Source organism: Rickettsia endosymbiont of Proechinophthirus fluctus (genome assembly GCF_001602635.1).
GTDB classification, from domain to species: domain Bacteria; phylum Pseudomonadota; class Alphaproteobacteria; order Rickettsiales; family Rickettsiaceae; genus Rickettsia; species Rickettsia rickettsii.
Window position 1 is genome coordinate 490,098 of sequence record NZ_LECS01000004.1, and the last position, 23,644, is coordinate 513,741.

Genomic DNA, 23,644 nt, shown 5'->3' on the forward strand with positions numbered 1-23,644 from the left:
TATAATTCTTGCAGGACGTCCGTCTATGGGTAAAACGGCATTTGCTATAAATCTTGCACTTAATACCTGTAATAATATGCGTCTTAAAAATATTAGAGATAATCAAGAAATTCAGTCAGTAGGTTTTTTCTCTTTAGAAATGTCCTCAGAACAGCTAACCACACGTCTACTTTCAATGTGTGCAGAAATTGATTCTACTTCTCTTCGTACGGGGATTCTAGGTGAAGAAAAATATAACCGTCTTCGCAAGGAAGCAAATACTTTATCAGAATTACAATTTTTTATCGATGATACCCCTGCTCTATCTATTTCCGCTATAAGAACAAGAGCTAGAAGAATGAAGCGCAAGCATAATCTCGGTATATTATTTATTGATTATTTACAATTAATTAGAGGAGTAAGTAAATCCGAAAATAGAGTTAGCGAGATTTCAGAAATAACCCAAGGTTTAAAAGCAATAGCAAAAGAGTTAAATATTCCGGTTATTGCGTTATCTCAGCTTTCAAGAGCAGTAGAACTACGTGAGGACAAAAAACCTATGCTATCCGATCTTCGAGAATCGGGAACTATAGAACAGGATGCTGATATAGTAATGTTTATTTATCGTGAAGAATATTATTTAACGAGAAAAGAACCGGCAGCAGACGATGCTAAACATGCCGCATGGTTAGAGAAGCTCAACAAAGTATATAATATTGCCGATATAATTGTTGCAAAACATCGTAACGGACCAGTTGGAAATGTTCCGCTTTATTATGATAGTCAATTTTCTAAATTTGGTAATTTGGAGACAAGAACTTTTAACTCTAATTAAATCAGAATTGTTTTACGTCATTATTGCGTGGATACCAAATCGTCATTGCGAGCGAACGTTAGTAAGCGTGGCAATCTCAGGAATTTTTCCTGAGATTGCTTCATCAGTTACTTCGTACCTTCCTTGCAATGATGATGTTTATCTTTTATTTTTTTCTGTCTATCCTATTGCTTTATCAAACACCTCATTATTATTGTTCCTATAAAGCCACATCTCATTATAAGGAATGAACTTACCGGGCTATAGTACCGTCACTTGATGTTAAAACTTGTATCTGTTTTCCTGCATATTGCTTCCCCACGGATATTTGCCCGTTATTTCTTACATGTTTTATTGTTGCTATATTATTTCCTATTATCATAATATTTATATTTACAAAATTCCTATTTTTCAATATTACTAGTATATTTAATAATAAATAACCTTATTATTTAGTTACTATATTAACAAGTTCATAGCCCATTATAAGCATTTCAACAATTACACATATAATAATTAGATATTGTTTTTGTAATTCAAGATAATAAATTATTTATCTTTGCTTTATATAACAGATAAACCGGTAATAAAATTGCAATACTACAAGTCCAAATTATATATACTATTGCAGGAATTAAGCTTCCAAATAAAAACGCCGTCTTTAGCATTTTTGTTACAATAATTAGTTAAGGTATGGAAGATTACTTGAAAACTAAATGAAGTAAAAACTACCGGAGTGACTATACCCCATATATATATTTCTTTTAGAGGTAATAATAATACACCATGCTCCTATATAAGTTATACTTGTATTTAAAGCTAATAACTTCTGTAATATTGAAGAGCCTCCGTATATAAATACCGCAAGTAAAGCATATGAAAGGAGCTTAAGGCTTACAGTACCAATGATTTGAGCAGTATGTCCTGAAAAATATTTTCCCAATGCCCAAGTTTAAGCCTTTACCCGCTTGAAGATTAAGCTCTAGGTTAATTAAAGAAGTATAATACATTATAAACCAAATTACAAACATCCATATTATACTAGGTATTATAACCTCATTTTGCTAATACCATGGGTAGTAGTGCTATCATACCGCTACCTATACAAGTACCTGAAATTAACAGGATTGAACCAATAAGTTTTTGCATAATTTAATGAAGTTTAGATTAAAGCAAAGGACTTAATTTTTGTTAAAAAGAAAATCAGCTAAAAAAAGACAATAAGAATTTTAAAGAATAAAAAGTTTTGATAAGTAAAATTAACATGCGTATAATTTTGTTAAAACATATGTAGCGGTATAGTATCATTATATTAATAATTAATGTAAAATTATTAATATTGCTTTTTAAGGGTATTTTTATGTATTCTTATTAGACCTCTTCCCAAACCAACTTATAGAGAAGCATTTAATGGAGACACGGGACAGAGCACCACAGCATATATAGAAATACGTGAAGATACGAGTACCGAATCGACGTATAAATTATCTCTAAAAACGACGCTTGGGAAGAGGTCTATTGAAAATTACTATATTTAAAAATGCATAGATTAGCTAAAATAATTAGTAATGCAGGAGTTTGTTCTAGGCGTGATGCTGAAAAGCTGATAGTTGAAGGACAGGTAAAAGTAGACGGCATTACAATTTTATCACCGACTACAAATGTTGATATTAGTAATCAAATTGAAGTATCAGGCACATTAATCAATAATATACACAAACCAAGGCTTTGGATTTATTACAAACCTGTTGGTTTAATTACCACTCATAAAGATCCTTTATCTCGTAAAACGGTGTTTGAACAGCTAACCGGTTTACCTCGTGTTATTTCAATAGGTAGGCTGGATTTAAATAGCGAAGGTTTATTATTACTAACTAATAGCGGTGATTTAGCGCGTCAGTTTGAGCTCCCCTCAAGTAGGTTAAAGCGAGTATATCATGTTAGGGCATATGGGAAGTCTGATATTCTACTAAAAAGCAATTATAAAAATTTAGAAATTGATGGGATATTTTATAACCCTCATTCGATAAAATTACTTAAGCAAAATAAGACTAATTGTTGGTTTGAAGTAATTTTATTTGAAGGAAAAAATCGTGAAATTAGAAGAATATTCGAGTATTGTGGACTAAAAGTTAACAAATTAATTAGGATTCAATATGGTAGTTTTACAATAGGTAATCTAAAACCCGGAGATTATAAAGAAATAAATAATAAGATACTGGAAAATAATTAGTAGTGTGTTATTATTAATACATTTTAACTAATCATATAGAATACATATGACAAATCTTAATATATATACATGTGCAGAAAAAGACCTAGACGATTACCTTGGTTATATAAAAGATAACCCTAGTGTCTTGCTAAATGATTTTATCAAAAATAAATATTTCGCTGAAGATAATGATAACATTATCATTACTAGTTTAGAAAATATGGAAATTAACGCAGATTTAGCCAATGCTAATTTCCAAGGTACAATACTAACAGATGCCGTATTTAATAATTGTGACTTAACAAATACCATATTATGTGATTCAGATTTAACAAATGTACAATTTAATGATTGTACATTTATCGGTACCGACTTTAGAGGAGCAAATCTTCATTATACAGATTTTAATTATAAAGATTATGATTATGATAACTATAAAATCCCCAATCTCCAAGATAAAATACGAGATATAAAACTATCTTTTTCAGATCTTGAAAGATTAAATCAATATATAGATAAAGATTTAGAAAAAGAACATATCAAAGAAATAGTTATAGATGAAGCTACGAAGACAAAGAAATATATTTTGGCTGGAGAAGACGAAAAAACTTTATGGGACATCAAATCAAAAGAACTAAAGACTAAGCAAGAAGAGTTAGAAACTCTAAAGCAAAATTTAGATAATCCTGGGATTGCTACCAATCTTTTAAATGCTTTTTGGAATAGTGCAGAAACTATTGCTAGAAACCGACAAAACGAACTAGAAAAAATCAACAAGTTACAGCATGAAGTAAACAAATTAGAAACTGAAGTATATGCTTTAGATAATCTTAGAATGTTCTGCGGCAAGGGTTTAGAGGGTATTTTTGAGCAGTTAAAAGACGAAGAAATACAAATCACACTAGACCCATCATATATTATAGGCTCGACTGCCAAAGAACGAGATATACCGAAAGAATATATAAAATTAACTTCTGCCGAATTTGATCTATATTTAGCTGAAGCAGCAAAACAATCCAATACAAAATTATCTCTTACCGAATTTGTTAGAAAGCACAAAAATCTTTCAGAAGATTTAAATATAGTTCCTGATCTTTCAGCGATTAATTTATCAGGTAAAACTCTTACTAATCTTAACCTGAAGAATACATTATTTGCTTCAGCCAACTTAGAGAATGTCAAAATCTCAAATTGTAATTTAGATTTTACTAATTTTGAAGGAGCTAATTTACAAAATGCCGTTTTTCAAAATGTTACGGCTCGTAACGCAGGATTTCTTTTTGCTGATCTTAAAAAGAGCAAAATTGAAAATAGTGATATGTCGAGAGCTTACATGCCTAAAGTAGATTTATCTGAAGTAGAGGTAACAAATAGCAAATTTAATGCGGTTATGATGGTTAATGCCGATGCCGAACAGTTCATTATTAAAGATTCAGAATGGAAAAATTCTAATCTTACCGGTATATCGCTTGCCTATGCAGATATGCAAAGAGTTCAAATGCAGGGGGTAGTTTTAAATAATGCACTTCTAGATCAAGCAAATATCGTTTCTACTAATCTTGAAAATGTTTTTATGAATAAAACACATGCATTAGAAGCAAAATTTAAAGCACAATGTAACATGCAAGGCATAACTGCAAGAAATGCCTATTTTAGCGATGCTGAATTTGAAAATATACTATCTTTAAAAGAAGCTGACTTAAGAGAAGCTATCATGCAGCGTGTTAAACTTAAGAACGCTGATTTAACAAAAGCACAGCTTGATAAAGCAAATCTTGAATATGCCGATCTTACAAACGCTACACTTACTAATGCAACGGCACAATTTGCTAAGTTAAGTAATGCTACTTTAGAAAAAGCAGAAGCCGAGGGATTAAATATTTCGGATGCTATTGCTAAAAATATTAATGCTAAGGACGCTAACTTTAAAAATGCAATTATGCAACGTGCCGATCTTACTAAAGCCAATTTCACTAAAGCAGTGTTGGAAAATGCCGATATGCAAGCAGTGGAAGCAGCCGAGGCTATATTTAAAGAAGCAAATCTAAAACAAGCGAATCTAAAAGCAGCAAATCTAGCTGGAATTAATAAAGAAGGAGCAGATTTTGATAAAGCAAAAATCAACGATGCTACAAAGATGCATGATACTAAAGGTGAGGCTAAAGGGAATTTAGATCATCAAGATAAAGACTGTAAAAAAACATCTGTCAATGTTAACGAACATGCTAAATTACAAGATAAAATTCATGCAAAAGAGAAAAGCAGTTGGTTTCTGAAAACCGGAGTAGGACAGCTTTGTACAAAACTTGCTAAAAGTACTATATCAGGAATTAGCCGCGTAACAAATTTTTTAGCAAGTAAAAAATTTTTAGTAGGACTTGCCGTAGTAGCCGGTCTTGCAGTAGCAGCTGCATCTTGCGTAGCAATGCCTGTGTTATTGGTCACCGGCACAACCCTTACTACTAAAGCTGTCATGCTAGGCGCAGGTATTTTGGCCGGAGGGCTAGTCGCTACCGGAACTTATAAACTCACTCAAAAACCTTTACACAATCTTCAGAAGTCATTTGAAAACTTAATTAGTAGTATAGATAAATATATCTCACCGCCTCCTAAAAATGTTGAGGAATTAGTAACAGCAAAACAACAAGCAAGACAAAAAGCTGAGACAGAAAAATCTAAAGAAAGGGAAGAAAATTTAAATAATGTAAATAATAATATTGATAAAGCTAAAGAACAAGATCTTTTCAAACAAGCACAAAATAATTTAAACCAAGCAATGCCAAAAGTAGAACTCAAAGAAAAGAAAGATAAAACTGTAGAAAAACAACAAGCAAAATCTAATACATTCGCAGCAAAATTTAAGCCTAACACTCAAGGCAAAGGATTTGCCACAAAAATAAAAGACGAAAAAAAATCACGCTCAATAAAAGAAGCATATAACTAAATAAGTGTTAAAAATAATATCCGGTAAATATAGAAACCAAATTATACCTACCGCTAAAAATATCAAATATCGACCTTCCACCGGTAAACTCAAAGAGGCAATATTTAGTATATTAACCTCCGGTGAGTTTACCGGTAATAAATTATTTAACGAAAATACTCACATTCTCGATTTATTTGCCGGTAGCGGTAGCCTTGCTTTTGAGAGCCTATCAAGAGGAGCAGGTTTTGCTACCTTAATTGATATTGATACATCCTCATTAAAAATAGCAGAAGGATTTGCTAAATCTCTAAACATTGAAAATAATGTTAATTTTGTTAATATTAATGCTTTAAATCTAACGAAAGCTACTAGACATCTTTTTAAACCAGCTTATAGAGAGGGATCTAAAGGAGACACGGAACACAGCACCGCAGCGTACACACTAGTACGTGAGGATGCGAGTACCGGATCAACGTCTAAATTACCTCTAGAAGCGAAGTTTGGGAAGATGTCTAATAAATCATTTGATCTTGTCTTTATAGACCCCCCTTATCATAAAAATATAGTGCCTAAAGTAATGAAACTGCTGATAAAAAATAATTGGCTCAAAGACGGTGCTATTATAGTTATTGAGATGGCTAAAACAGATGATTATATTTTAGATGAAAATATTGAAATTATACGTGAAAAACTATATGGTAAGAGTAAGCTGTTGGTTTTGAGCTTTACCGTCATTCCCGCAAAAGCGGGAATCCAGTAAAACATATAAAATATAAAAACTTGTTTTTATATTTTTATTTTATTAATAGTATGTAATTTTGTACCTGTATTAAGGTTATTTTTTCTGGATTCCCACTTTCGTGGGAATGACATAAAACCGCGTAACAAGACATTAAAAAACAAACATGACCAAAAAACATTACATATGTTCTAACTGTGGAAATATTAGTCCTAAATGGTCAGGACAGTGCTTTGATTGCGGTGTATGGGGTAGTATTGTCGAAGAGATAATAAGTACAAATCAAGCAATTGTTAAAGTCGGTAGCAAGCAAGACTTTGATAAGCTTTCAGGGCATGTAACCGAGCAGTTACGCATCCCTACCCCTATAGGTGAATTTAATAGAGTACTAGGCGGCGGTTTAGTGTTTGGTTCTGCTATATTAATAGGAGGAGACCCTGGTATAGGCAAATCTACTTTGTTACTACAGCTAGCAGCAAGTAACTTTGCATCACAGATGAATTGCTTATATATAACGGGCGAAGAATCGTTAGACCAAATAAAATTAAGGGCCATAAGGCTAAACCTAACTAACTATAATACCGATATTTTAGCAGCTACTAATTTGGAAGATATTATTGCGAGTATAGAAGCTAATAAAAATAATATTGATTTAATAGTAATTGATTCTATTCAAACAATTACCACAAAAGAATTATCATCACCTCCAGGCACTGTTTCGCAAATTCGTACATGTGCAAATGAGCTTGTTAATTATGCTAAGCAAAACAATATAATTATTTTATTAAGCTGTCACGTCACTAAAGACGGACAACTAGCAGGTCCTAAGATACTTGAACATTTAGTGGATACCGTGCTATATTTTGAGGGAGATCATAATAATCATTTCCGTATTTTACGCTCATATAAAAATCGTTTTGGCGGTGTGGGTGAAATAGGAGTATTTGAGATGAACTGCAGCGGGCTTATTGAAGTAACAAATCCGTCTGAACTATTTTTAATGCAGCGAGAACAGAACGTTATAGGTACGTCTATTTTTGCAGGAATCGAAGGTTCAAGACCATTACTTATGGAAGTACAAACCCTTATAGTACCCTCAAATATGGTAACTCCTAGACGCTCTGCGGTGGGCTGGGATGCTAATAGGTTATCAATGATACTTGCTGTGCTTAATAGTAGGATAGGACTGAATCTTGCTAATTATGAGGTATATTTAAGCATTGTGGGGGGACTTAAAATTGCTGATCCTGCTTCTGATTTAGCAGTCACAGCGAGCTTAATATCTGCTGCAACCGGCAACCCTGTACCCGAACATAGCGTCTTTTTCGGCGAAATAAGCTTATCGGGTGAAATAAGAAAAACCGCAAAAGCAGAAACAAGAATAAAAGAAGCCGTAAAACTTGGATTTAATAAGATTATCTGCTCTAAATTTGAAAATTTAACGTATGACTTTATATCTTCCGTCTCACATTTAAAGGACCTAAAAGAGATAATTAAATGAGTATAGTTTATGAAATAAGAAATTTGGAAGAAGCACGTAATTTTTTATCTAGTGTAGAAGAACAGCTGATATTAACAAATCATGCCTCTAGCGTAAAATATTACGGTATGCTAGCAATTGATTACATGTTTAAAACTCTAAGTAAAGAATTTCCAGAAAAAGTTTTAGATCTTACCGTAAATGTAGGGAAGGATCACGCCGCTTTATTTACTGCAATCAAACTAGGATATAAGAATATATCATATACAGGGAATTCTGAGGAAGCTAGGAGGTTGTTGTACGGATATCAAACTGTCATTGCGAGCGACTGAAAGGAACACGGCAATCCAGAAAATAATTAAAAAAATGCTAAAAATTAGCATTTTTAACTGGATTGCTTCGTCAATTACTCCGTAATTTTCCTTGCAATGACAAAAATTTAATAAAAAAACCATGAATATCAAAGATATAGGAGTAATAATTGCTAAAAAACCTTTGAAAGAAAATACATTTATTATTACAGTTTTTACTAAAAATCATGGTTTATATTCGGGAGTTGTAAAAGAATTTTCTAAAAAAAGTAAATTTATATATCAAGAAGGGAATATTATAGATTTTCTTTGGCAGGCAAGATTACATGAACATATTGGCATGGCTAAATGTGAACTCATTAAATCTTACACCGGTTATTTTATCACAAATAAAACTAAATTATATGCCTTTAATTCCATTATATCTTTAATCAAAGAGTTATTTCATGAAAGAGAAGAACATTCTAAATTTTTTTCATTTCTAATTAACTATTTAGATAATTTATCAAAGAATTTTTGTTTTCGTGATTATATTAATTTTGAGCTAGCTTTACTTGCCGAGACGGGTTATAAGCTTGATCTTACCAAGTGCGGCGTGAGCCATGTTACAACTGATTTAATCTATGTATCACCTAAATCAGCTAGAGCATTATCATATGAAGTAGGAAAACCTTATAAAGATAAATTATTGATATTACCAAGATTTTTACTTTCAGATAATAGTGAGATTACATTAGAAGAAAAACGGCAAGCTTTAGCTCTAACAAACTATTTTTTTAATAGATATTTATTTCATAATAATAGACAGGTTGAAGCACGCCAAATTTTTATTGAATATACTTTAAATAATTTTTAGAGACTATATTTTTACTTTTATTTTTCTTATTTTATGATATACTTACTTAAGTAGTTACTTAAATAAGTATGTAATATGACTAGACTAAGATAGATATACCAAACGAATTACATCATTTTCTTAAGGTTCACACTGCAAAATGATACTATTATGAATTTTGTAAGAGAAGCGATATATCATAAAATAGCACAGGAAAAAGCATTAAATGCAGAATCAATAAAAATATTAGAAGAATCAGCAAAAGGTTTAAATATTAATAAATATTCTACGTATAAAGAAATGTATAAAAACCTTAATTTAATATGATTCTGCAAACCTCTACTATTTTATTCCATGTCATTCCTGCGAAAGCGAGAATCCAGTTGAGTAAAGCTTCTTAAAAGCTTTACTCAAGAAGAAAGTAATATAATAAAAAAATCTTTAAAATCAAGATTTTTTTAGCCTGAATTCCTGCTTTCGCAGGAATGACATAAGGACTTTTCAAAAATTTCCTGGTACACTATCTATATACATACCGGTACACATAGTGACTTATTCAAATAATAATCTATGAAAATACTAGCATTTGACACAGCCAATAATACTGCATCGGTAGCAATATCCGAAAATGAGAATATCCTTGCATGTATAGAAGAATTACGTCCTTCTATGCAAGCAGAAAATCTAATGCCGATGATAGAAGATGTGATGAAATCAGCTAAATGTTCATATGATGATTTAGATTATTTAGCGGTAACTAACGGACCCGGTAGCTTTACCGGCATTAGAATAGGGCTTGCTAGTGCTAAAGGTATATTATTTTCCAAGGAGAATATTAAAGCAGTAGCGGTTAGCAATTTTGAATATGCTTATTTTAGAGCCATAACTCAAGTTAAAGATTATGATAAAATATATGTCTTTTTAAACGCTTATCGCTCACAGCTTTATATGCAAGTTTTTCATAAATCAGGACAAATAGAAGAGCCGTTATTGATAGATTTCGAGTATGCTGTAAAACTGCTTACAAATGAGAAAGGGAATATAGTTTGTTGCGGTAGCGGACTTAAATTTATATATCACCAAATTATGCATTTGCCGAATATAATAACCTTGCCACGTTTTGCACGAGTTAAAGCTTGGGTTACCTGTAGATATATTGCTAGTAGATTGTCAAGCGATGTAAAATTAAATAGCTCTATCGAACCACTATACATACGCCCTCCTGATGCTAAAATCGCAATCAATTATGCCATTCCTAGTTAAAAAAGTAGGAATCCATTTACTGGATTTCTATAATCAACGAAATGACATAAGAGCTTTATTATAAGTATACTACATCATCTTCATAATTAAAGACTCCAAAATTATAAGATAATTTCATAGCAAAATCACTATTAGAGTGTTCTATTTGATTGTCTGATACTTTTATTTCATCTTCATAATCAAAGAATCCGGAATCACTATCAGAGACTGCACCTGATTCTTGTTTTACACACTTCTTGTCGTGTATTAAGGCTATTATTTGCCCAACTAATGATTTCGATAAATCATGATTATCCGAATTAATAATATCAATGATTCTTACTAGACTTTCATCTGAGGCGTGCGAAATTATTGGTGCTAGCTTATCATTTGAAATATGATTCATGATTCTTACTAAATTTTTATTTGGAATAATATCAAAATTTTCTGCAAGCTTTTCTTCTCCTGCTAAAATAATTATATTTTCAAGCTGTTCATCAGAAATATCCTCATCTGATAATTTTTTTAGTTCCTGCTCGGTAAGCTTTTCTAAAGAAAGGGTAGTATCCATATATGTATTTAATTTATCTAATGGAATAAATTGCATTAATTTTTCAAAATGCTCCGGCAAAATATAATGAACTAATTTTTGTGCTTGTTCATCGGAAATATTATTAATTAATTCTACCAATTTTTTATATGTTATCTTTTCAAAAACTTCATCTAATGCATTTTCAGACGTGTTTAAAATTGCTTCTACTAACTCATTATCAGGAAGAGTTTCTAGTTGATCTAAGAAATTCAATGTTTCTTCAGCATTATTATTTAAATAAGAAAAAACTTTATTACTCACAAAATTAAAAGTTTCAGCAACTTGAGAAGAAAGAATACTAGATGTATTTTTTATAATATTAAAACTCTTTACTCCAAAATTATAAACTGTTTTTAATGATGAACTAAATGTACTGAAAAAACCTTTACTTTTAGGTGTGTTAGTTACTTTTTCACTACCATCAAGCTTATTTAAAAGATCTGTAAATCTGATTTGAGAGATGCATAGAATATCTGACTGACCCTTTACTGCTTCTTGGAAGATTATTTTAGAATTTAAAAAAAGATATTTAGCTTGAGCTGCTACTATTTTTTTATTACATCTTGCACTTTTTGCGTCATACTGCTTAATTGAATTATCTAACGCTGCTAAAAAATCAGTATTTTCTTCTTGCTTAGTAGGAGAAGTTATAAACTCAAATTCATTGTTAGCAAGATAGGAGGCCGACTTTGGAGAGGTATTATTTGGGATTAAATGTTGTAACTTATTAAAAATTGATGTTATGGCCATAATTTTTCCTCATTTCTGATTACAATAATCAACATTGCATTATAATAGAAATTATGCGGAGGTCAAGATAAAGGCTAATAATTATTAACTTTTTATTATATTTTACTTAAAATTGATTAATTTATCAAAAAGGGATATTCTACTAAATGTCATGCCCGCAAAAGCAGGACGTTGTTGCGTGGTTCTAACTTTTCGTCATTGCGAGGAAATTACGAAGTAATTGACGAAGCAATCTCAGGAGTTTGTTATTATTTCATGAGATTGCCATGCAGTCTACAACTACTCGCAATGATTATTTAGTAGTATCCATGCAACAACGCCACAGTACTTGTATGATAATGTAGCCAATTTTTGAAGTTCAACGAGTATATTATAATTGTCTTTGTTCTTGAATTAGCTCAAAAACTTCAACTGCGTCTCCTTCTCTAATATCTTCGTAATTTTCAAATGCTATACCACACTCATATCCTTCTCTAACTTCTTTAACTTCATCTTTAAAGCGTTTTAAAGTTTTGAGTTTTCCTTCATGAATGACTACATTATCACGTAATAAGCGTACGCCCGCTCCTTTCTTAATAATCCCTTTAGTTACATAGCTACCGGCGATTTTGCCAACTTTGGTAATATTAAATATTTGTCTAATTTCTGCNGATATACTGCTCTCTAACGATCGGATCAAGCATACCGCTCATAATGGCTTTTATATCATCAATTAAATGATATATTATACTATAATATCGAATATCGACTTTTTCTTTTTCTGCGGCAGTTAAGGCATTTACCCCTGCTCTAACGTTAAAGCCGACAATAATAGCCGAAGAAGCATGTGCAAGCGATACATCAGATTCCGTTATCGGACCTACTCCACTATGAAGTATACGAAGCTTTATCTCATCACTCGGTAATTTTAATAAGCTACCTGAAATAGCTTCAACCGACCCTTGAACATCACCTTTAATAATTAAAGGTAATTCCTTAATTTTACTATTACCGGAAGCTTTTAAAAACAAATCTTCTAAACTTGAACGCGGTGCAATAGATATTTTTTTTTCTTTAGCAAGACGCATTCTATATTCGGCTATATCTTTTGCTTGTTTCTCATTTTGTACTATGTTAAATTTATCGCCGGCAAAAGGCACTTCATTTAACCCCTGAATTTCTACAGGAACAGACGGAGTTGCTTCTACTATTTCTAGTCCCTTATCATTAGTCATCTTTTTAACTTTACCGTAAGCAGTACCAGCTATTATAATATCACTGTTTCTTAAAGTACCTCGCTGCACTAATATAGTGGTTAGCGTTCCTCTTCCTTGTTCAATTTTTGACTCTATTACAACACCGGCAGCTGAACCGAAAGGATTTGCCTTTAAATCCTGCATTTCTGCAATTAATAAAATTGCTTCTTCAAGTTTATCTAAGTTAATTTTCTTTAGTGCCGAGATAGGAATAATCATAACGTCACCACCTGCCTCTTCGCCAATAATTTCATGGACATATAATTCGTTCTTTACACGCTCAATATCAATATCAGGCTTATCAATCTTATTAATAGCTACAATTATAGGAACGCCCGCTGCTTTCGCATGATTAATTGCCTCAACCGTTTGCGTTTTGATTCCATCATCTGCTGCGACCACTACAATAACTATATCCGTTACTTTAGCACCTCTTGACCGCATTTCCGAAAAAGCTTCATGCCCCGGAGTATCAATAAAAGTAATTGCTCTACCATCTGCAAGAGTTACTCTATAAGCCCCAATATGTTGTGTAATTCCGCCTAGCTCACCTGCAGCAATATCTGTAGACTTAAGAGCGTCAAGCAATGAGGTTTTACCATGATCGACATGACCCATTACCGTCACAACCGGAGCACGCGTTCTTAAATCCTCAACCTTATCATCACTCATTAAAACATTTTCAACATCTGACTCTTGGACTCTTTTTACCGTATGCCCTAAATTTGTTGCAACTAGTTCTGCCGTATCGGCATCTATTGTTTGGCTAGCATTTGCAAGAATACCGAGTTTCATTAATTCTTTAATTACATCAGCCACTCTTTCAGACATAGCATTTGCAAGATCGCCGACTCCGATAACTTCTGGGATCGTCACTTCTCTATATACTTTCTCAGGTGCTTGTGATGCTAATTTACGCTTTTCTTTTTCTCTAGCTCTTTTTATAGAAGCAAGACTTCTAGTTCTACCGCTGCCGCTTTCGTCGTCGCTAAGCATATTGAAAAGATCGGCTTTTTTGAATTTTTTTGGCTCTTCTAGCTTAATTTTTGGTGCTATTATTTTACTATCTGCTGTTTTATCTAATTCTTTCTCTGATTCTATACCGTAACGTGTGTGCATTCCTACTAAAGGAGACTTTATAAAAGTTTCTTCTTTCTTTTTAGGTATTTGTGACGGTATATCTTCATCATCTTGAACGATTTTAGCACTAACTTCTACTTTATTTTCTTCGGTATTTTGCTGTTTTTGTTCAACTTCTTTATCAGTTTCTAGCGGTTCTATTTTTGAGTTAGCAGACTGGTTAATACTTGCAAGTTTGCTTAAAGTGCTTATTTTTGAAGGATTATGTAATTGAGATTGCTCAGCAGCTTTTTTAAGAATAGATAAACGTCTGTTAAATTCTTCCTTATTAGCATCAATAACAGTTTGATCTAAGCTATTCCTTTCTTTATTTAATGAAAGGGTAGTAGCACTACCGGTAGAGCTTTTTCTAACTTCTACTAGCGTTTTAGATTTAGCATTAACAAAGCTTTGAGCTCCTGTAAGAGAGTCAAAAGACTTATTAAGCGATAATTTTGAATTGCCAAGTGTCAACTTTTTGGGTTTGATTTCCTGGTTATCCGTCATATTTAAAACCTTTGTGTTTCTGTTTTTTCCGTCTACTATTTGATTATGTCATTCCTAGCTAAAAGCGGCGTTGCTCGCATGGCTCGTTTGTTTATGTCATTCCCGCGAAAGCGGGAATCCACTAAAATTTATAAAAAAACTTATTTTTATAGGTTTATTTTTCAAGGACGCCGTAATTACTAAGCTATTTATTCTGGATGCCTGCTTTCGCAGGAATGACATACACCCTACATTCAACCCACTAACTATCCTTCAATGCACCATGCTGTCTAGCAGTTTTAATCAGCAATTTAATATTTTCATCCGTTATATTAGAATTTGGAGCTAAATTTTTAAATTCATTTACACTCATCTCTCCTAAATCTTCTATGGTCTTTATACCATATTCGGCAAATTGTAATATTAATTCAAGCGATAATTCTAATATATCTATTAATTCTTGCTCAACTCCTAGATCCTCTAGCTTTTTGATAATCTTTTCATTCTTAAGGTCGACGTAATTAATAGCTCGATTTTTAATCTCTACGGCAAGTTCTTCCTCAAAGCCTTCAATTCTTGTTAAAGTACTAATCTCACTACTAGCAATTTGTTCTACTGAATTAAATCCTGTTACCGATAAAAGCTGACCTATAACTTCTTCAACATCTAAAGCTTCCATAAATAATGCCGTAGAAGTTAAGAACTCTTCATTTCTTCTTTTTGATTCTTGCTCTTCGGTCATTATATCGATATTCCAACCTGTAAGCTGAGAAGCTAAACGAACATTCTGCCCTCTTCTACCTATTGCAATACTTTGATTTTCTTGCGAAACTACTACTTCTACCTTATGCCTATCCTCATCAATCAAAATTTTTGTGATTTCCCCAGGTGCAAGCGGTGCAAGAGCATTAACTATAAACTGTGCAAGATCATTACTCCATAATACTATATCAATTTTCTCTCCGTTTAATTCATTTGTTACGGCTTTTACTCTATTACCTCTAATACCTACGCATGAGCCTACGGGATCTATACTACTATCCGAAGCAAATACCGCTATTTTTGCTTTTGAACCGGGATCACGTGCTACTGATTTTATTTGAATAATAGATTCAAGAATTTCAGGTACTTCTAGCTTAAATAGTTTAACTAGCATCTGGTTATCTACTCTAGACAAGAAAATCTGTGGTCCTTTTGTTTCTTGCCTTACATCCTGTACATATGCTTTTATACGATCATTAGGTTTAAAATTCTCACCCTTAATTAATTGATCTTTTTTTATTATTGCTTCAGCACGACTCAGGTCAACTATTATATCACCGTATTCTATTCTCTTAACTATCCCATTTATAATTTCGCCTTTTCTATCTTTAAAGTCATGATATTGTTTTTCACGTTCAGCTTCTATAACACGTTGAGTTATAACTTGTTTTGCAGCTTGAGCCGATACTCTAGCATGATCAATCGGCGGTAAATATTCATATATCTCATCACCAATTTTAGCTTCCGGATTCTTGATTAACGCTTCTTCAAGTGAGATTTGCGTTAAGTAATCTTCTACATCTTCTACTATTTTTAAGATCCTTAAAAGATTTATCTCACCGGTTTTCCTATTTATCTGAGCTTTAATATTATATTCATTACCGTATTTTTTTCGTCCTGCTGCTTGTACCGCTTGTTCAACCGTTGAAATCAAAATTTCTTTTGATATTCCTTTCTCACGAGCTACAGAATCTATAATTTGTAAAATTTCTACATTACCTACATTAGACATACATTATCTCTTATTGCTTTAGCAATTTTTTAAATACTTCTTCAGTTAACACTAGATTAGCATTTTTAATTAAATTATAATCAATTAGTACTTCTTGTTCTGCACATTTTAAATATATTTTATTATTTTCGGCTTTAATTATTTTACCCTGATAACTAGTTTTGCCGTTCAATAATTCTTTAAGTTTGATTTTAACTTCTCTTTCTAAAAATCTATTATAATTTTCAAACTTTACTAACGGACGTTCAAGACCGCTTGATGCTACCTCTAAAGAATATGCAGCTTCTATTAAATCTTCAACATCTAGAATAGCGGAGATAGTCCTACTTGCTTTAGTACAATCTTCCACAGATACTTTTTCGCTGTTTAAGCTATCAATCAATATCTCGACTACTTTAGGGTTAACACCTTTAAACCTCACAAGAACTAACTCAAACCCCATATCTGTCAAGGATTCTTCTATTACGTTTGTTATTTGTTGTTCAATAGTTTGCATATTTGATATTTATAACAAAAAAGGTGGGATAAACCCACCTATCTATAATTTTTATAATGCTTATCCGTAATGAAAATACACTAATTAGAATATATAAGCAATATTTAACTTTATATTTTTGTAAAACTACATATTCATAAAGGGGCAAATACTCGATAATCCCTCTGGTCTGCTTAGAGATGAATCATAGTCTCCTCCTGATGAACAAAATGCTTCTACATGAATCTGAGTATACACATCATCCCCATTTTCGCTGCTAATATATGCTGCACATAATCGTTAAAAGAATGAGGACCACAAATTTCATCAGTTTCACCTTTTCAAGGCCTAATAAAAATTCTTCAGCTATTCTACCGGTATGATAATGTATATTATCGTTCTCATTAATATTATTATAACTATCTTGAGTATAAAATTTATAGTGAATTTCAGTATCGCATATTGCTGCCATATCAGTTAATTTTTTTACAGCTGCATCTAATTGCAATGTATCACTGTTTTTATTTCTAGTAGAGTGAATAATGTGCATAACGGCGGAAAGCTTAACATTTTCTTCATTTGTTATACTATTAATTCTAGAAATAGAATGGCTTGCTCCCGACCCGCCACTGATAAGAACGAGATCTTTATTGTTTTCTATATCCGATGCAATATATGAAGGGTGTAACTTTTAGCAGATGATTTTCAGAATCAAATAGATAATTTGTTACAGTTCCATTAGGATTTTTCTTTATTAAGTATTCATAATAATGACCTTCTTCATCATGACCGGTTTTTATAACTGTAAATTCACTGTATCTTTCTCCTACTTTAAAAGTAATAATTTGCCTATGTTTGTGCGGTATTACTTTTTGTTCAGCACTTTCTATTTCGATTTTTATTTTATGACTTTCTCAAAACTCACTATATTATACTTTGCTTTTAATTCATCATATTGCTTCTTTTCAGCACTTACAAAATGCTTTCCTACTATATTTTTACGTTACCAGCTTGTTACCCTCATCTACATTTGATATAAGCTCTTCAGCAACAGGTTGATATAACTCTGAAGGAATATATTACGCCCTACATGTATCAACAATTTTTGATACCGCCCTTTTACATTTATGATCATTCTCTAATGCTTGGATTAGATCACTTCTAAAAGATCTACTTCATCTGTTTCGCTATATGCACTTAAAACCTTTAGAATACTACTGCCGGTAAGATTTAAAAAATTTTTCATTGCATTTGGCTGTATTCCTTTCTCAGGTTTTTCAGTATTAAAACCCTTACTATTAAAAATTCATTTACCACTGCTTCATATTTAGTTGCTAAATTTCCATAAAAATTTAAAGATTTAGTAATATCACAATTCTTAAATAGCGCAGCAGTTTTTCTTATTGCTCTCACTATAGTTGTTCTAGACATCATTACTCCTTTTTGAATAATATAACCTTTACTACAAATATGAATTTAAAATACATATTATAGTAACTAGACTTATATAGACGTTTTTTTAAGGTAAAAATAAATAAAATTTTTATGCAGTTAACAAGTTTTACCGACTACGAATTACGTAGCCTTATATATCTTGCTTCAAAAACGGACAGAATTTATAGTGTAAAAGAGATATCAGAGTACCATAATATTTCCCTTAATCATTTGATAAAAGTGATTCATAGATTAGCACAATTAGGATATATTAATAATAGTAAAGGAAAAGGAGGAGGAATGAAACTAGCATTTAGCCCTTCTTCCATGAAGTTGGGAGATATAATAGAAAAATTAGAACCTAATATGGATATAGTAGAATGTTTCAATAAAAATACTAATAGCTGCAGAATTACAAATTCATGCCAATTTAAACATTTTATTAAAGAAGCAAGTGAAGCATTTATAAAAACATTGAATAATTTATACATTAGAAGATGCAATGATTACTAAAACAATTCAAATTAAGGATAAACTATAGAAAAATAAGCGTTTTCTTTTTCCGCATATTAAAAACTCTTGATTCCCCTTAGCTCCTAGTATTGGACTTGCTATTATACCGAATATTTTAAAATTATGCTCTTTCTCAAGCCAATCTTTGATTTTATCGCATACTTTTTGATGTAAGAGAGAATTTTTAATAACTCCTCCCTGCTCTACTTCATGCTTTGCGACCTCAAACTGCGGTTTTATTAAAGCAATAAGCATGCAATCTTCTTTAACTAAATTTAGTGCAGTCGGTAATATAGTAGTTAAACTAATAAAGCTGGCATCGCAAACAATTAAATCAGGCTTCGTTATTATTTGTTTATCGGTTAAATATCGTGCATTAGTCTTCTCAAGCACCTTAATGTGTGGATTATCGCGTAATTTAGGATGAAGTTCGCCATAACCGACATCTACGGCAAAAATTAATTTTGCTTTACGCTCAAGTAACACTTCTGTAAAACCGCCGGTGCTACTACCGATATCAATACAAACTAAATTTTCGGGATCAATTTTAAAATAATCCAAAGCGGCAATTAATTTTAATGCCCCTCTTGAAACATAATTATGCTGCGGTAGCTTTACCTTAATGTCGGTGTCATTTATATTAACCTGTATCCCAGGCTTAATTAACTGCTCATGCTTATTATGTACTTTACCTTGGATAATCAAACTTCGTGCTATGGTAATATCTGTTACAAAACCTTTTTGCAGCAAATATTCATCAAGCCTTATTTTAGTCATTACTGTTTAAATTTGAATTTAACTTATGTTATAAGGGCCCATTAGATAGAAAATATACAATTTGTCTAATTGAAAGTTACAGTTTCAATTAGACATAATATATTTGAGCCATACAATAATGCTACAACTGAAGGGAACATGGTAATCTAGAAAAATATTCAAACCCTAACTAATATATGTCTTTTCTTACCGGCAGAGAGCTTTATAACTTTTTTATCGAGTAAGAAATTAGTGTTAATTATCATATTTTCATCTGCGACTAATCTATCATTTATCTTAGCACCATTCCCTCTTATAAGCTTGCGTGCNAGAAGTAGCAAGCCCTGCTTCATGAAATAATTCATATGCACTAATACCTGCTTGTAATACTTCCTGCTCTAAAACAATGGTAGGTAAATTCTCATCGATTTGTCCTTCTTCAAATATCTTTACTGCAGTTTCTAGAGCTGATTTTGCTGCCTGCTCCGAGTGACAAAGCTTAGTTAGCTCATAAGCAAGCTGTTTTTTAGCTGCATTAATATCTTCTGCCGCTAAACTCTCAAACCTATTAAGCTCTTCTTGAGTGAACTCGCTATATAATTTGGCAAATCTAACTATGTCGGCATCTTCGCAGTTACGCCAATATTGGTAATAATCATACGGGCTTAGCAAATCTTCATTAAGCCATACCGCTCCCGCAGCAGTCTTGCCCATCTTAGCACCGGAGCTAGTCGTAAGTAGCGGTGTCGTCATACCAAATACTTCTTTGCCGCTTATTTTACGAATTAAATCGGCTCCCATTACGATATTGCCCCACTGATCACTACCGCCAAGCTGCAAGCTGCAATTGTAATGCTTGCTTAAATAGTAAAAATCATAGGCCTGCAATAACATATAGTTAAATTCTAAGAAGCTTAAATGCTGCTCACGCTCAAGCCTTAGTTTTACCGAATCCATAGTCAGCATACGGTTTACCGAAAAATAGCTACCAAAATCCCGTAGAAAATCTAGATAATTTAACGAATCTAACCACTCTGCGTTATCCAGCATAATAGCATCACTTTTACCGTCACCGAATTTGATAAACTTCGACAAAGATTTTTTAATACCTTCGGCATTTTTAGCTATATCTTCTTTGCTTAAAATTTTGCGCACTTCGTCTTTCCAAGTAGGATCACCGATTTTACTCGTACCGCTGCCGATAATTACAATAGGCTTATGCCCGTGCTGCTGAAGCAATCGCAGAATCATTATCTGCATTAAACTACCGATGTGGAGTGATGTAGCAGTACAGTCAAAGCCTATATACGCAGCTATTTTTGTTTCTTTCGTTATAACAGTTAACCGATCCAAATCGGTACATTGATGGAAATATCCTTTATTTATAAATTCTTCTATAAAACGCATATATTATTTCTTATCTTTTAAAAATTCCTTTTTTGCTTTTCTGCTAGGAAATAAAGTGTTAAGGAAAAAATAGCATCTTTATCACCTTTTATATATTAAGTACTGCATATACTTGCGCAATCATTTGAACATATAAAATTTTTTGACCTTTATATTGCTCTTGATTATGATGTAATTTAATATCTAATAAATTACCGTCAGCAATCGACTGTATAATTTCTTCAAAGCCTATACCAACCACACTCATTCAATAACTTAACGTTCTTTTCATTGATTATATCTATACTTGGTCATATATTTAGAGTTTAGTAGTGTCTGAATGAATTAGCATGTTAAGATAGGTCTGATAAGGCAAATCATGCTTAGAAGCTTTAATTTTTATTGCTTCTATGTCATGTTCTGCAATCCTAATAGTAACAGATCTTTTTTTACTAAGATGTGCTTTTGCAAATTTTTGAAGTAAAACTATTTCACTTCTATCATCAATTTTTTGCTGCTTTTCAAAATTATCTTCAATATCTTGTTCGTAAGAAGCTAGTTTGATACTCATAATACAAACATTTTCAATGTTATAAAGAATGTAAGTACTTTGTCAATACTTGATATATTAGATTATCATGCGAATATTTGTAAAAGCAGCAATATCAATGGCTGCATGGAGATTTTATGCTCATCCTACAGTTGCTATGGGGATTTGTGTTGGAACAGCTCTTGCATATTCACCGGAGAACACATTTGAGTTATTAAAAAATACGACTTATACAGGAATAGAAGCAGCAAAATTTGCTTATGACAATACAGCAGGAATAGTAAACGGAATAGCCGGCTTAGCTCATCTTGTGTATGATAACTTACCAAGCTACAGCGCAACTCCTCAAGTGGATCTAGTCGGTAGCATAGAAATTTCATGGGTAGATGCTGTTGCATAAATCTCTAAAATAGCCAATAACTAAAAAAGCTGATTATGTCATTCCTGCAAACCAGGGACGTTGTTGCATAAATCAGCGTCATTCCTGCAAGACATTGTTGCATGAATCAGTAAAATCCACTGTGTCATACCGTAGTTTGACTACGGTATCCAAAAAAATAACTTAAAACACTGGGGATGCCCGCTGCTGCAGGAGGACATTGCCTACGTAGATCGATTCCACCATTGTCACCACGTAGCCTGTACCTGCTGGGTCCAGTTAAAAATACTAGTATTTTTTTATCATATTTATGGATCCCGTGGGCAAGCCACGGTATGACAACAGGAAATCGATCCATACAGGCAATGCCCCACGGGAATGACATAGAATAAAAACTGTCCGGTTACCTTACTGATATCTGTTATATTTTATAATAATAAAATTTTATTTCGTTGTTTTTACATGCATCTTTTTTATTCCTAAAACCCTTTTTCAAAGAGCTACAGGAAAAATTAATATTACCGGCTTGAGCCGTGTCCGGTCCTTCATTTTTTATTTTCTCTATATCCTTACTACTTGGTACTACAACGGCAATATGCCCTGCTCTTTTTGGATTAGCATTGTTATATACGGATAGAACAAAATACCCTTGATTAGCAAATTTTTGTACTTGAATAAAACTATCATCACGATTTCCTGCTTTAACAAAATGCCATCCGTTCTTTATTCGGTCTGTTTCAAGCCACTCAACTTGCTTATTTGATAAAGTAAGGTATAAAAATTTTATCACTTTCAGGATGGTAGAGACTGATTTGGCAACCCCAATGCTGCACTAGCAGCATACGCAAAACAACTACAATGAGTCAAACGTTTTAACTTAGGAGAATTATATTTTTCTGTTTCTTCTAATAAAGTTTCTCCCGACTTACAATTTATTACATTACCTTTCTACCACTTTTCCTCAACATTTAAAGCGTTAATTACTGCTAAATTTTTTTTAGCACTTTCTGATATATTGTCTGCTTGTGCAGTCATATTAATCCAAAGTAAGTAAATTATGATTAATTTTATTCATTTTTTTCTCATATCAATTTATGAACCTCTATATACAATATATAATATGATAATTCAATTATTGATTGAAATTTTTTATATTTTATTATTCAGAGAAACATAAGAACACTTTATGTTTCTTGACAAATACTATGCTTTTATATATGCTTCTTCGTATGTTAACAACAAGAAATCAGACTTAGAAATAAGTACTTCAAACTTAGGCACCCGTAGCTCAATTGGATAGAGTATATGACTACGGATCATAAGGTTAGGGGTTCGACTCCTCTCGGGTGCGCCATTCTTCAATTTCTTTCACTTTTATGAATGAATCAAACGGTGGACGCAGCATAAAATCAAGCTTTTCAGGTTTAAGTGTTAGGTTAGTAAAAACTAAAGGTGGTAGAAAAACGATGCGGGCAGCATTATATATGGCCACTGTTACGTCTGTAAGATATAATGCTGCAGTTAAACCTTTTTATAAAAGACTTGTAAACTTATCTTGACTTCTTAAACACAATTACCTATGTAAAGGATAAAGAACTTAAAGACTTAGTTAAATGCCGTAAGCTGGAACGGACTATATTTTGAGCGAGGTGGA

The 23,644-nt window shown here is 32.3% G+C and carries 19 protein-coding genes, 1 tRNA gene and 7 pseudogenes; 13 read left to right on the forward strand and 14 right to left on the reverse strand.

Annotation, left to right across the window (positions count from 1 at the left end; genetic code table 11):
* On the forward strand, positions 1-814 hold an 814-nt coding region (locus BG75_RS09935; RefSeq protein ID WP_252903653.1), incomplete at its 5' end, for a DnaB-like helicase C-terminal domain-containing protein.
* A gap of 159 nt (positions 815-973) precedes the next feature.
* On the opposite strand, the pseudogene BG75_RS04460 reads toward BG75_RS09935, so the two are convergent.
* Both BG75_RS04460 and BG75_RS08745 read right to left on the reverse strand, forming a co-directional pair.
* Positions 974-1,175 (reverse strand): annotated as a pseudogene (locus BG75_RS04460) (hypothetical protein).
* Positions 1,176-1,505: 330 nt separating this feature from the next.
* Positions 1,506-1,736: a to amino acid permease gene (locus BG75_RS08745; protein WP_014362372.1), complete on the reverse strand. Its 231-nt coding sequence runs from the start codon at positions 1,734-1,736 to the stop codon at positions 1,506-1,508.
* A gap of 597 nt (positions 1,737-2,333) precedes the next feature.
* Between BG75_RS08745 and BG75_RS04470 the strand changes: the two genes are divergently transcribed.
* From BG75_RS04470 to tsaB, 8 genes are all read left to right on the forward strand, one after another.
* A complete protein-coding gene (locus BG75_RS04470) occupies positions 2,334-3,026 on the forward strand; it encodes a pseudouridine synthase (RefSeq protein WP_062811589.1) in 693 nt (230 codons plus the stop codon).
* Positions 3,027-3,072: 46 nt separating this feature from the next.
* Positions 3,073-5,952 carry a pentapeptide repeat-containing protein gene (locus BG75_RS04475; protein WP_062811590.1) on the forward strand — a complete coding sequence of 960 codons (2,880 nt, stop codon included), beginning with the start codon at positions 3,073-3,075 and terminating at the stop codon, positions 5,950-5,952.
* Between the two features lie 4 nt (positions 5,953-5,956).
* Positions 5,957-6,694, forward strand: a complete 738-nt coding sequence (locus BG75_RS04480; RefSeq protein ID WP_062811591.1) for an RsmD family RNA methyltransferase — start codon at positions 5,957-5,959, stop codon at positions 6,692-6,694.
* 145 nt (positions 6,695-6,839) lie between these two features.
* Positions 6,840-8,174 carry a DNA repair protein RadA gene (radA, locus tag BG75_RS04485; protein WP_062811592.1) on the forward strand — a complete coding sequence of 445 codons (1,335 nt, stop codon included), beginning with the start codon at positions 6,840-6,842 and terminating at the stop codon, positions 8,172-8,174.
* Entirely contained in the window at positions 8,171-8,485 is a 315-nt protein-coding gene (locus tag BG75_RS04490) for a hypothetical protein (protein WP_062811593.1), read from the forward strand. Before radA ends, BG75_RS04490 begins: the two co-directional genes overlap by 4 nt.
* 121 nt (positions 8,486-8,606) lie before the next feature.
* Positions 8,607-9,320 (forward strand): DNA repair protein RecO, encoded by a 714-nt coding sequence (gene recO, locus BG75_RS04495; RefSeq protein ID WP_062811594.1) that lies wholly within the window; start codon positions 8,607-8,609, stop codon positions 9,318-9,320.
* Between the two features lie 150 nt (positions 9,321-9,470).
* Entirely contained in the window at positions 9,471-9,626 is a 156-nt protein-coding gene (locus tag BG75_RS08750; protein ID WP_196242481.1) for a hypothetical protein, read from the forward strand.
* A gap of 243 nt (positions 9,627-9,869) precedes the next feature.
* On the forward strand, positions 9,870-10,562 hold the full coding sequence (gene tsaB, locus BG75_RS04500) for a tRNA (adenosine(37)-N6)-threonylcarbamoyltransferase complex dimerization subunit type 1 TsaB (protein WP_062811595.1): 693 nt from the start codon (positions 9,870-9,872) through the stop codon (positions 10,560-10,562).
* Between the two features lie 58 nt (positions 10,563-10,620).
* Here tsaB and BG75_RS04505 read toward each other — a convergent pair whose 3' ends face one another.
* The 6 genes and pseudogenes from BG75_RS04505 to BG75_RS04525 form a co-directional block, all read right to left on the reverse strand.
* Positions 10,621-11,883: a hypothetical protein gene (locus tag BG75_RS04505; RefSeq protein ID WP_062811596.1), complete on the reverse strand. Its 1,263-nt coding sequence runs from the start codon at positions 11,881-11,883 to the stop codon at positions 10,621-10,623.
* A gap of 370 nt (positions 11,884-12,253) precedes the next feature.
* Positions 12,254-12,532 (reverse strand): EF-Tu/IF-2/RF-3 family GTPase (locus BG75_RS09940; RefSeq protein WP_368072215.1); only part of this gene is annotated, 279 nt, incomplete at its 5' end.
* Position 12,533: 1 nt separating this feature from the next.
* Positions 12,534-14,744 (reverse strand): annotated as a pseudogene (gene infB, locus BG75_RS04510) (translation initiation factor IF-2); the annotation flags it as partial.
* Positions 14,745-14,985: 241 nt separating this feature from the next.
* Entirely contained in the window at positions 14,986-16,497 is a 1,512-nt protein-coding gene (nusA, locus tag BG75_RS04515; RefSeq protein WP_012150993.1) for a transcription termination factor NusA, read from the reverse strand.
* A gap of 10 nt (positions 16,498-16,507) precedes the next feature.
* Entirely contained in the window at positions 16,508-16,993 is a 486-nt protein-coding gene (gene rimP, locus BG75_RS04520) for a ribosome maturation factor RimP (RefSeq protein ID WP_062811597.1), read from the reverse strand.
* Between the two features lie 215 nt (positions 16,994-17,208).
* Positions 17,209-17,522, reverse strand: a pseudogene (locus BG75_RS04525) (hypothetical protein).
* Between the two features lie 995 nt (positions 17,523-18,517).
* On the opposite strand from BG75_RS04525, the pseudogene BG75_RS04535 reads away from it, so the two are divergent.
* Positions 18,518-18,947: pseudogene (locus BG75_RS04535) on the forward strand (Rrf2 family transcriptional regulator).
* Here BG75_RS04535 and BG75_RS04540 read toward each other — a convergent pair.
* The 5 genes and pseudogenes from BG75_RS04540 to BG75_RS04555 form a co-directional block, all read right to left on the reverse strand.
* Positions 18,926-19,696 (reverse strand): TlyA family RNA methyltransferase, encoded by a 771-nt coding sequence (locus tag BG75_RS04540; protein WP_062811600.1) that lies wholly within the window; start codon positions 19,694-19,696, stop codon positions 18,926-18,928. The pseudogene BG75_RS04535 and the gene BG75_RS04540 overlap by 22 nt on opposite strands.
* Positions 19,697-19,854: 158 nt before the next feature.
* Positions 19,855-20,004: pseudogene (locus BG75_RS09945) on the reverse strand (tyrosine--tRNA ligase); the annotation flags it as partial.
* Between the two features lies 1 nt (position 20,005).
* A pseudogene (tyrS, locus tag BG75_RS04545) lies at positions 20,006-21,082 on the reverse strand (tyrosine--tRNA ligase); the annotation flags it as partial.
* Between the two features lie 3 nt (positions 21,083-21,085).
* Positions 21,086-21,376 (reverse strand): annotated as a pseudogene (locus BG75_RS04550) (hypothetical protein).
* 4 nt (positions 21,377-21,380) lie between these two features.
* A complete protein-coding gene (locus BG75_RS04555; RefSeq protein WP_062811601.1) occupies positions 21,381-21,632 on the reverse strand; it encodes a CopG family antitoxin in 252 nt (83 codons plus the stop codon).
* A gap of 67 nt (positions 21,633-21,699) precedes the next feature.
* Between BG75_RS04555 and BG75_RS04560 the strand changes: the two genes are divergently transcribed.
* Positions 21,700-22,011: a hypothetical protein gene (locus BG75_RS04560; RefSeq protein WP_062811602.1), complete on the forward strand. Its 312-nt coding sequence runs from the start codon at positions 21,700-21,702 to the stop codon at positions 22,009-22,011.
* 400 nt (positions 22,012-22,411) lie between these two features.
* On the opposite strand, the gene BG75_RS04570 is transcribed toward BG75_RS04560, so the two are convergent.
* The gene (locus BG75_RS04570; protein ID WP_252903655.1) at positions 22,412-22,780 is read right to left on the reverse strand and encodes a hypothetical protein; all 369 of its coding nucleotides are present in this window, start codon (positions 22,778-22,780) and stop codon (positions 22,412-22,414) included.
* A gap of 487 nt (positions 22,781-23,267) precedes the next feature.
* Here BG75_RS04570 and BG75_RS04575 point away from each other — a divergent pair.
* Together BG75_RS04575 and BG75_RS04580 are read left to right on the forward strand one after the other, a co-directional pair.
* Positions 23,268-23,344 (forward strand) — tRNA-Arg (locus tag BG75_RS04575).
* Positions 23,345-23,366: 22 nt separating this feature from the next.
* Entirely contained in the window at positions 23,367-23,549 is a 183-nt protein-coding gene (locus BG75_RS04580) for a transposase (RefSeq protein WP_062811604.1), read from the forward strand.
* Positions 23,550-23,644 lie beyond the last annotated feature (95 nt).

Coding starts and splice junctions, on each gene's coding strand:
- BG75_RS04470 (WP_062811589.1), top strand. CDS start 2,334: ATGCATAGATTAGCTAAAATAATTAGTAATGCAGGAGTTTGTTCTAGG.
- BG75_RS04475 (WP_062811590.1), top strand. CDS start 3,073: ATGACAAATCTTAATATATATACATGTGCAGAAAAAGACCTAGACGAT.
- radA (WP_062811592.1), top strand. CDS start 6,840: ATGACCAAAAAACATTACATATGTTCTAACTGTGGAAATATTAGTCCT.
- BG75_RS04490 (WP_062811593.1), top strand. CDS start 8,171: ATGAGTATAGTTTATGAAATAAGAAATTTGGAAGAAGCACGTAATTTT.
- recO (WP_062811594.1), top strand. CDS start 8,607: ATGAATATCAAAGATATAGGAGTAATAATTGCTAAAAAACCTTTGAAA.
- BG75_RS08750 (WP_196242481.1), top strand. CDS start 9,471: ATGAATTTTGTAAGAGAAGCGATATATCATAAAATAGCACAGGAAAAA.
- tsaB (WP_062811595.1), top strand. CDS start 9,870: ATGAAAATACTAGCATTTGACACAGCCAATAATACTGCATCGGTAGCA.
- BG75_RS04505 (WP_062811596.1), bottom strand. CDS start 11,883: ATGGCCATAACATCAATTTTTAATAAGTTACAACATTTAATCCCAAAT.
- nusA (WP_012150993.1), bottom strand. CDS start 16,497: ATGTCTAATGTAGGTAATGTAGAAATTTTACAAATTATAGATTCTGTA.
- rimP (WP_062811597.1), bottom strand. CDS start 16,993: ATGCAAACTATTGAACAACAAATAACAAACGTAATAGAAGAATCCTTG.
- BG75_RS04540 (WP_062811600.1), bottom strand. CDS start 19,696: ATGACTAAAATAAGGCTTGATGAATATTTGCTGCAAAAAGGTTTTGTA.
- BG75_RS04555 (WP_062811601.1), bottom strand. CDS start 21,632: ATGAGTATCAAACTAGCTTCTTACGAACAAGATATTGAAGATAATTTT.
- BG75_RS04560 (WP_062811602.1), top strand. CDS start 21,700: ATGCGAATATTTGTAAAAGCAGCAATATCAATGGCTGCATGGAGATTT.
- BG75_RS04580 (WP_062811604.1), top strand. CDS start 23,367: ATGAATGAATCAAACGGTGGACGCAGCATAAAATCAAGCTTTTCAGGT.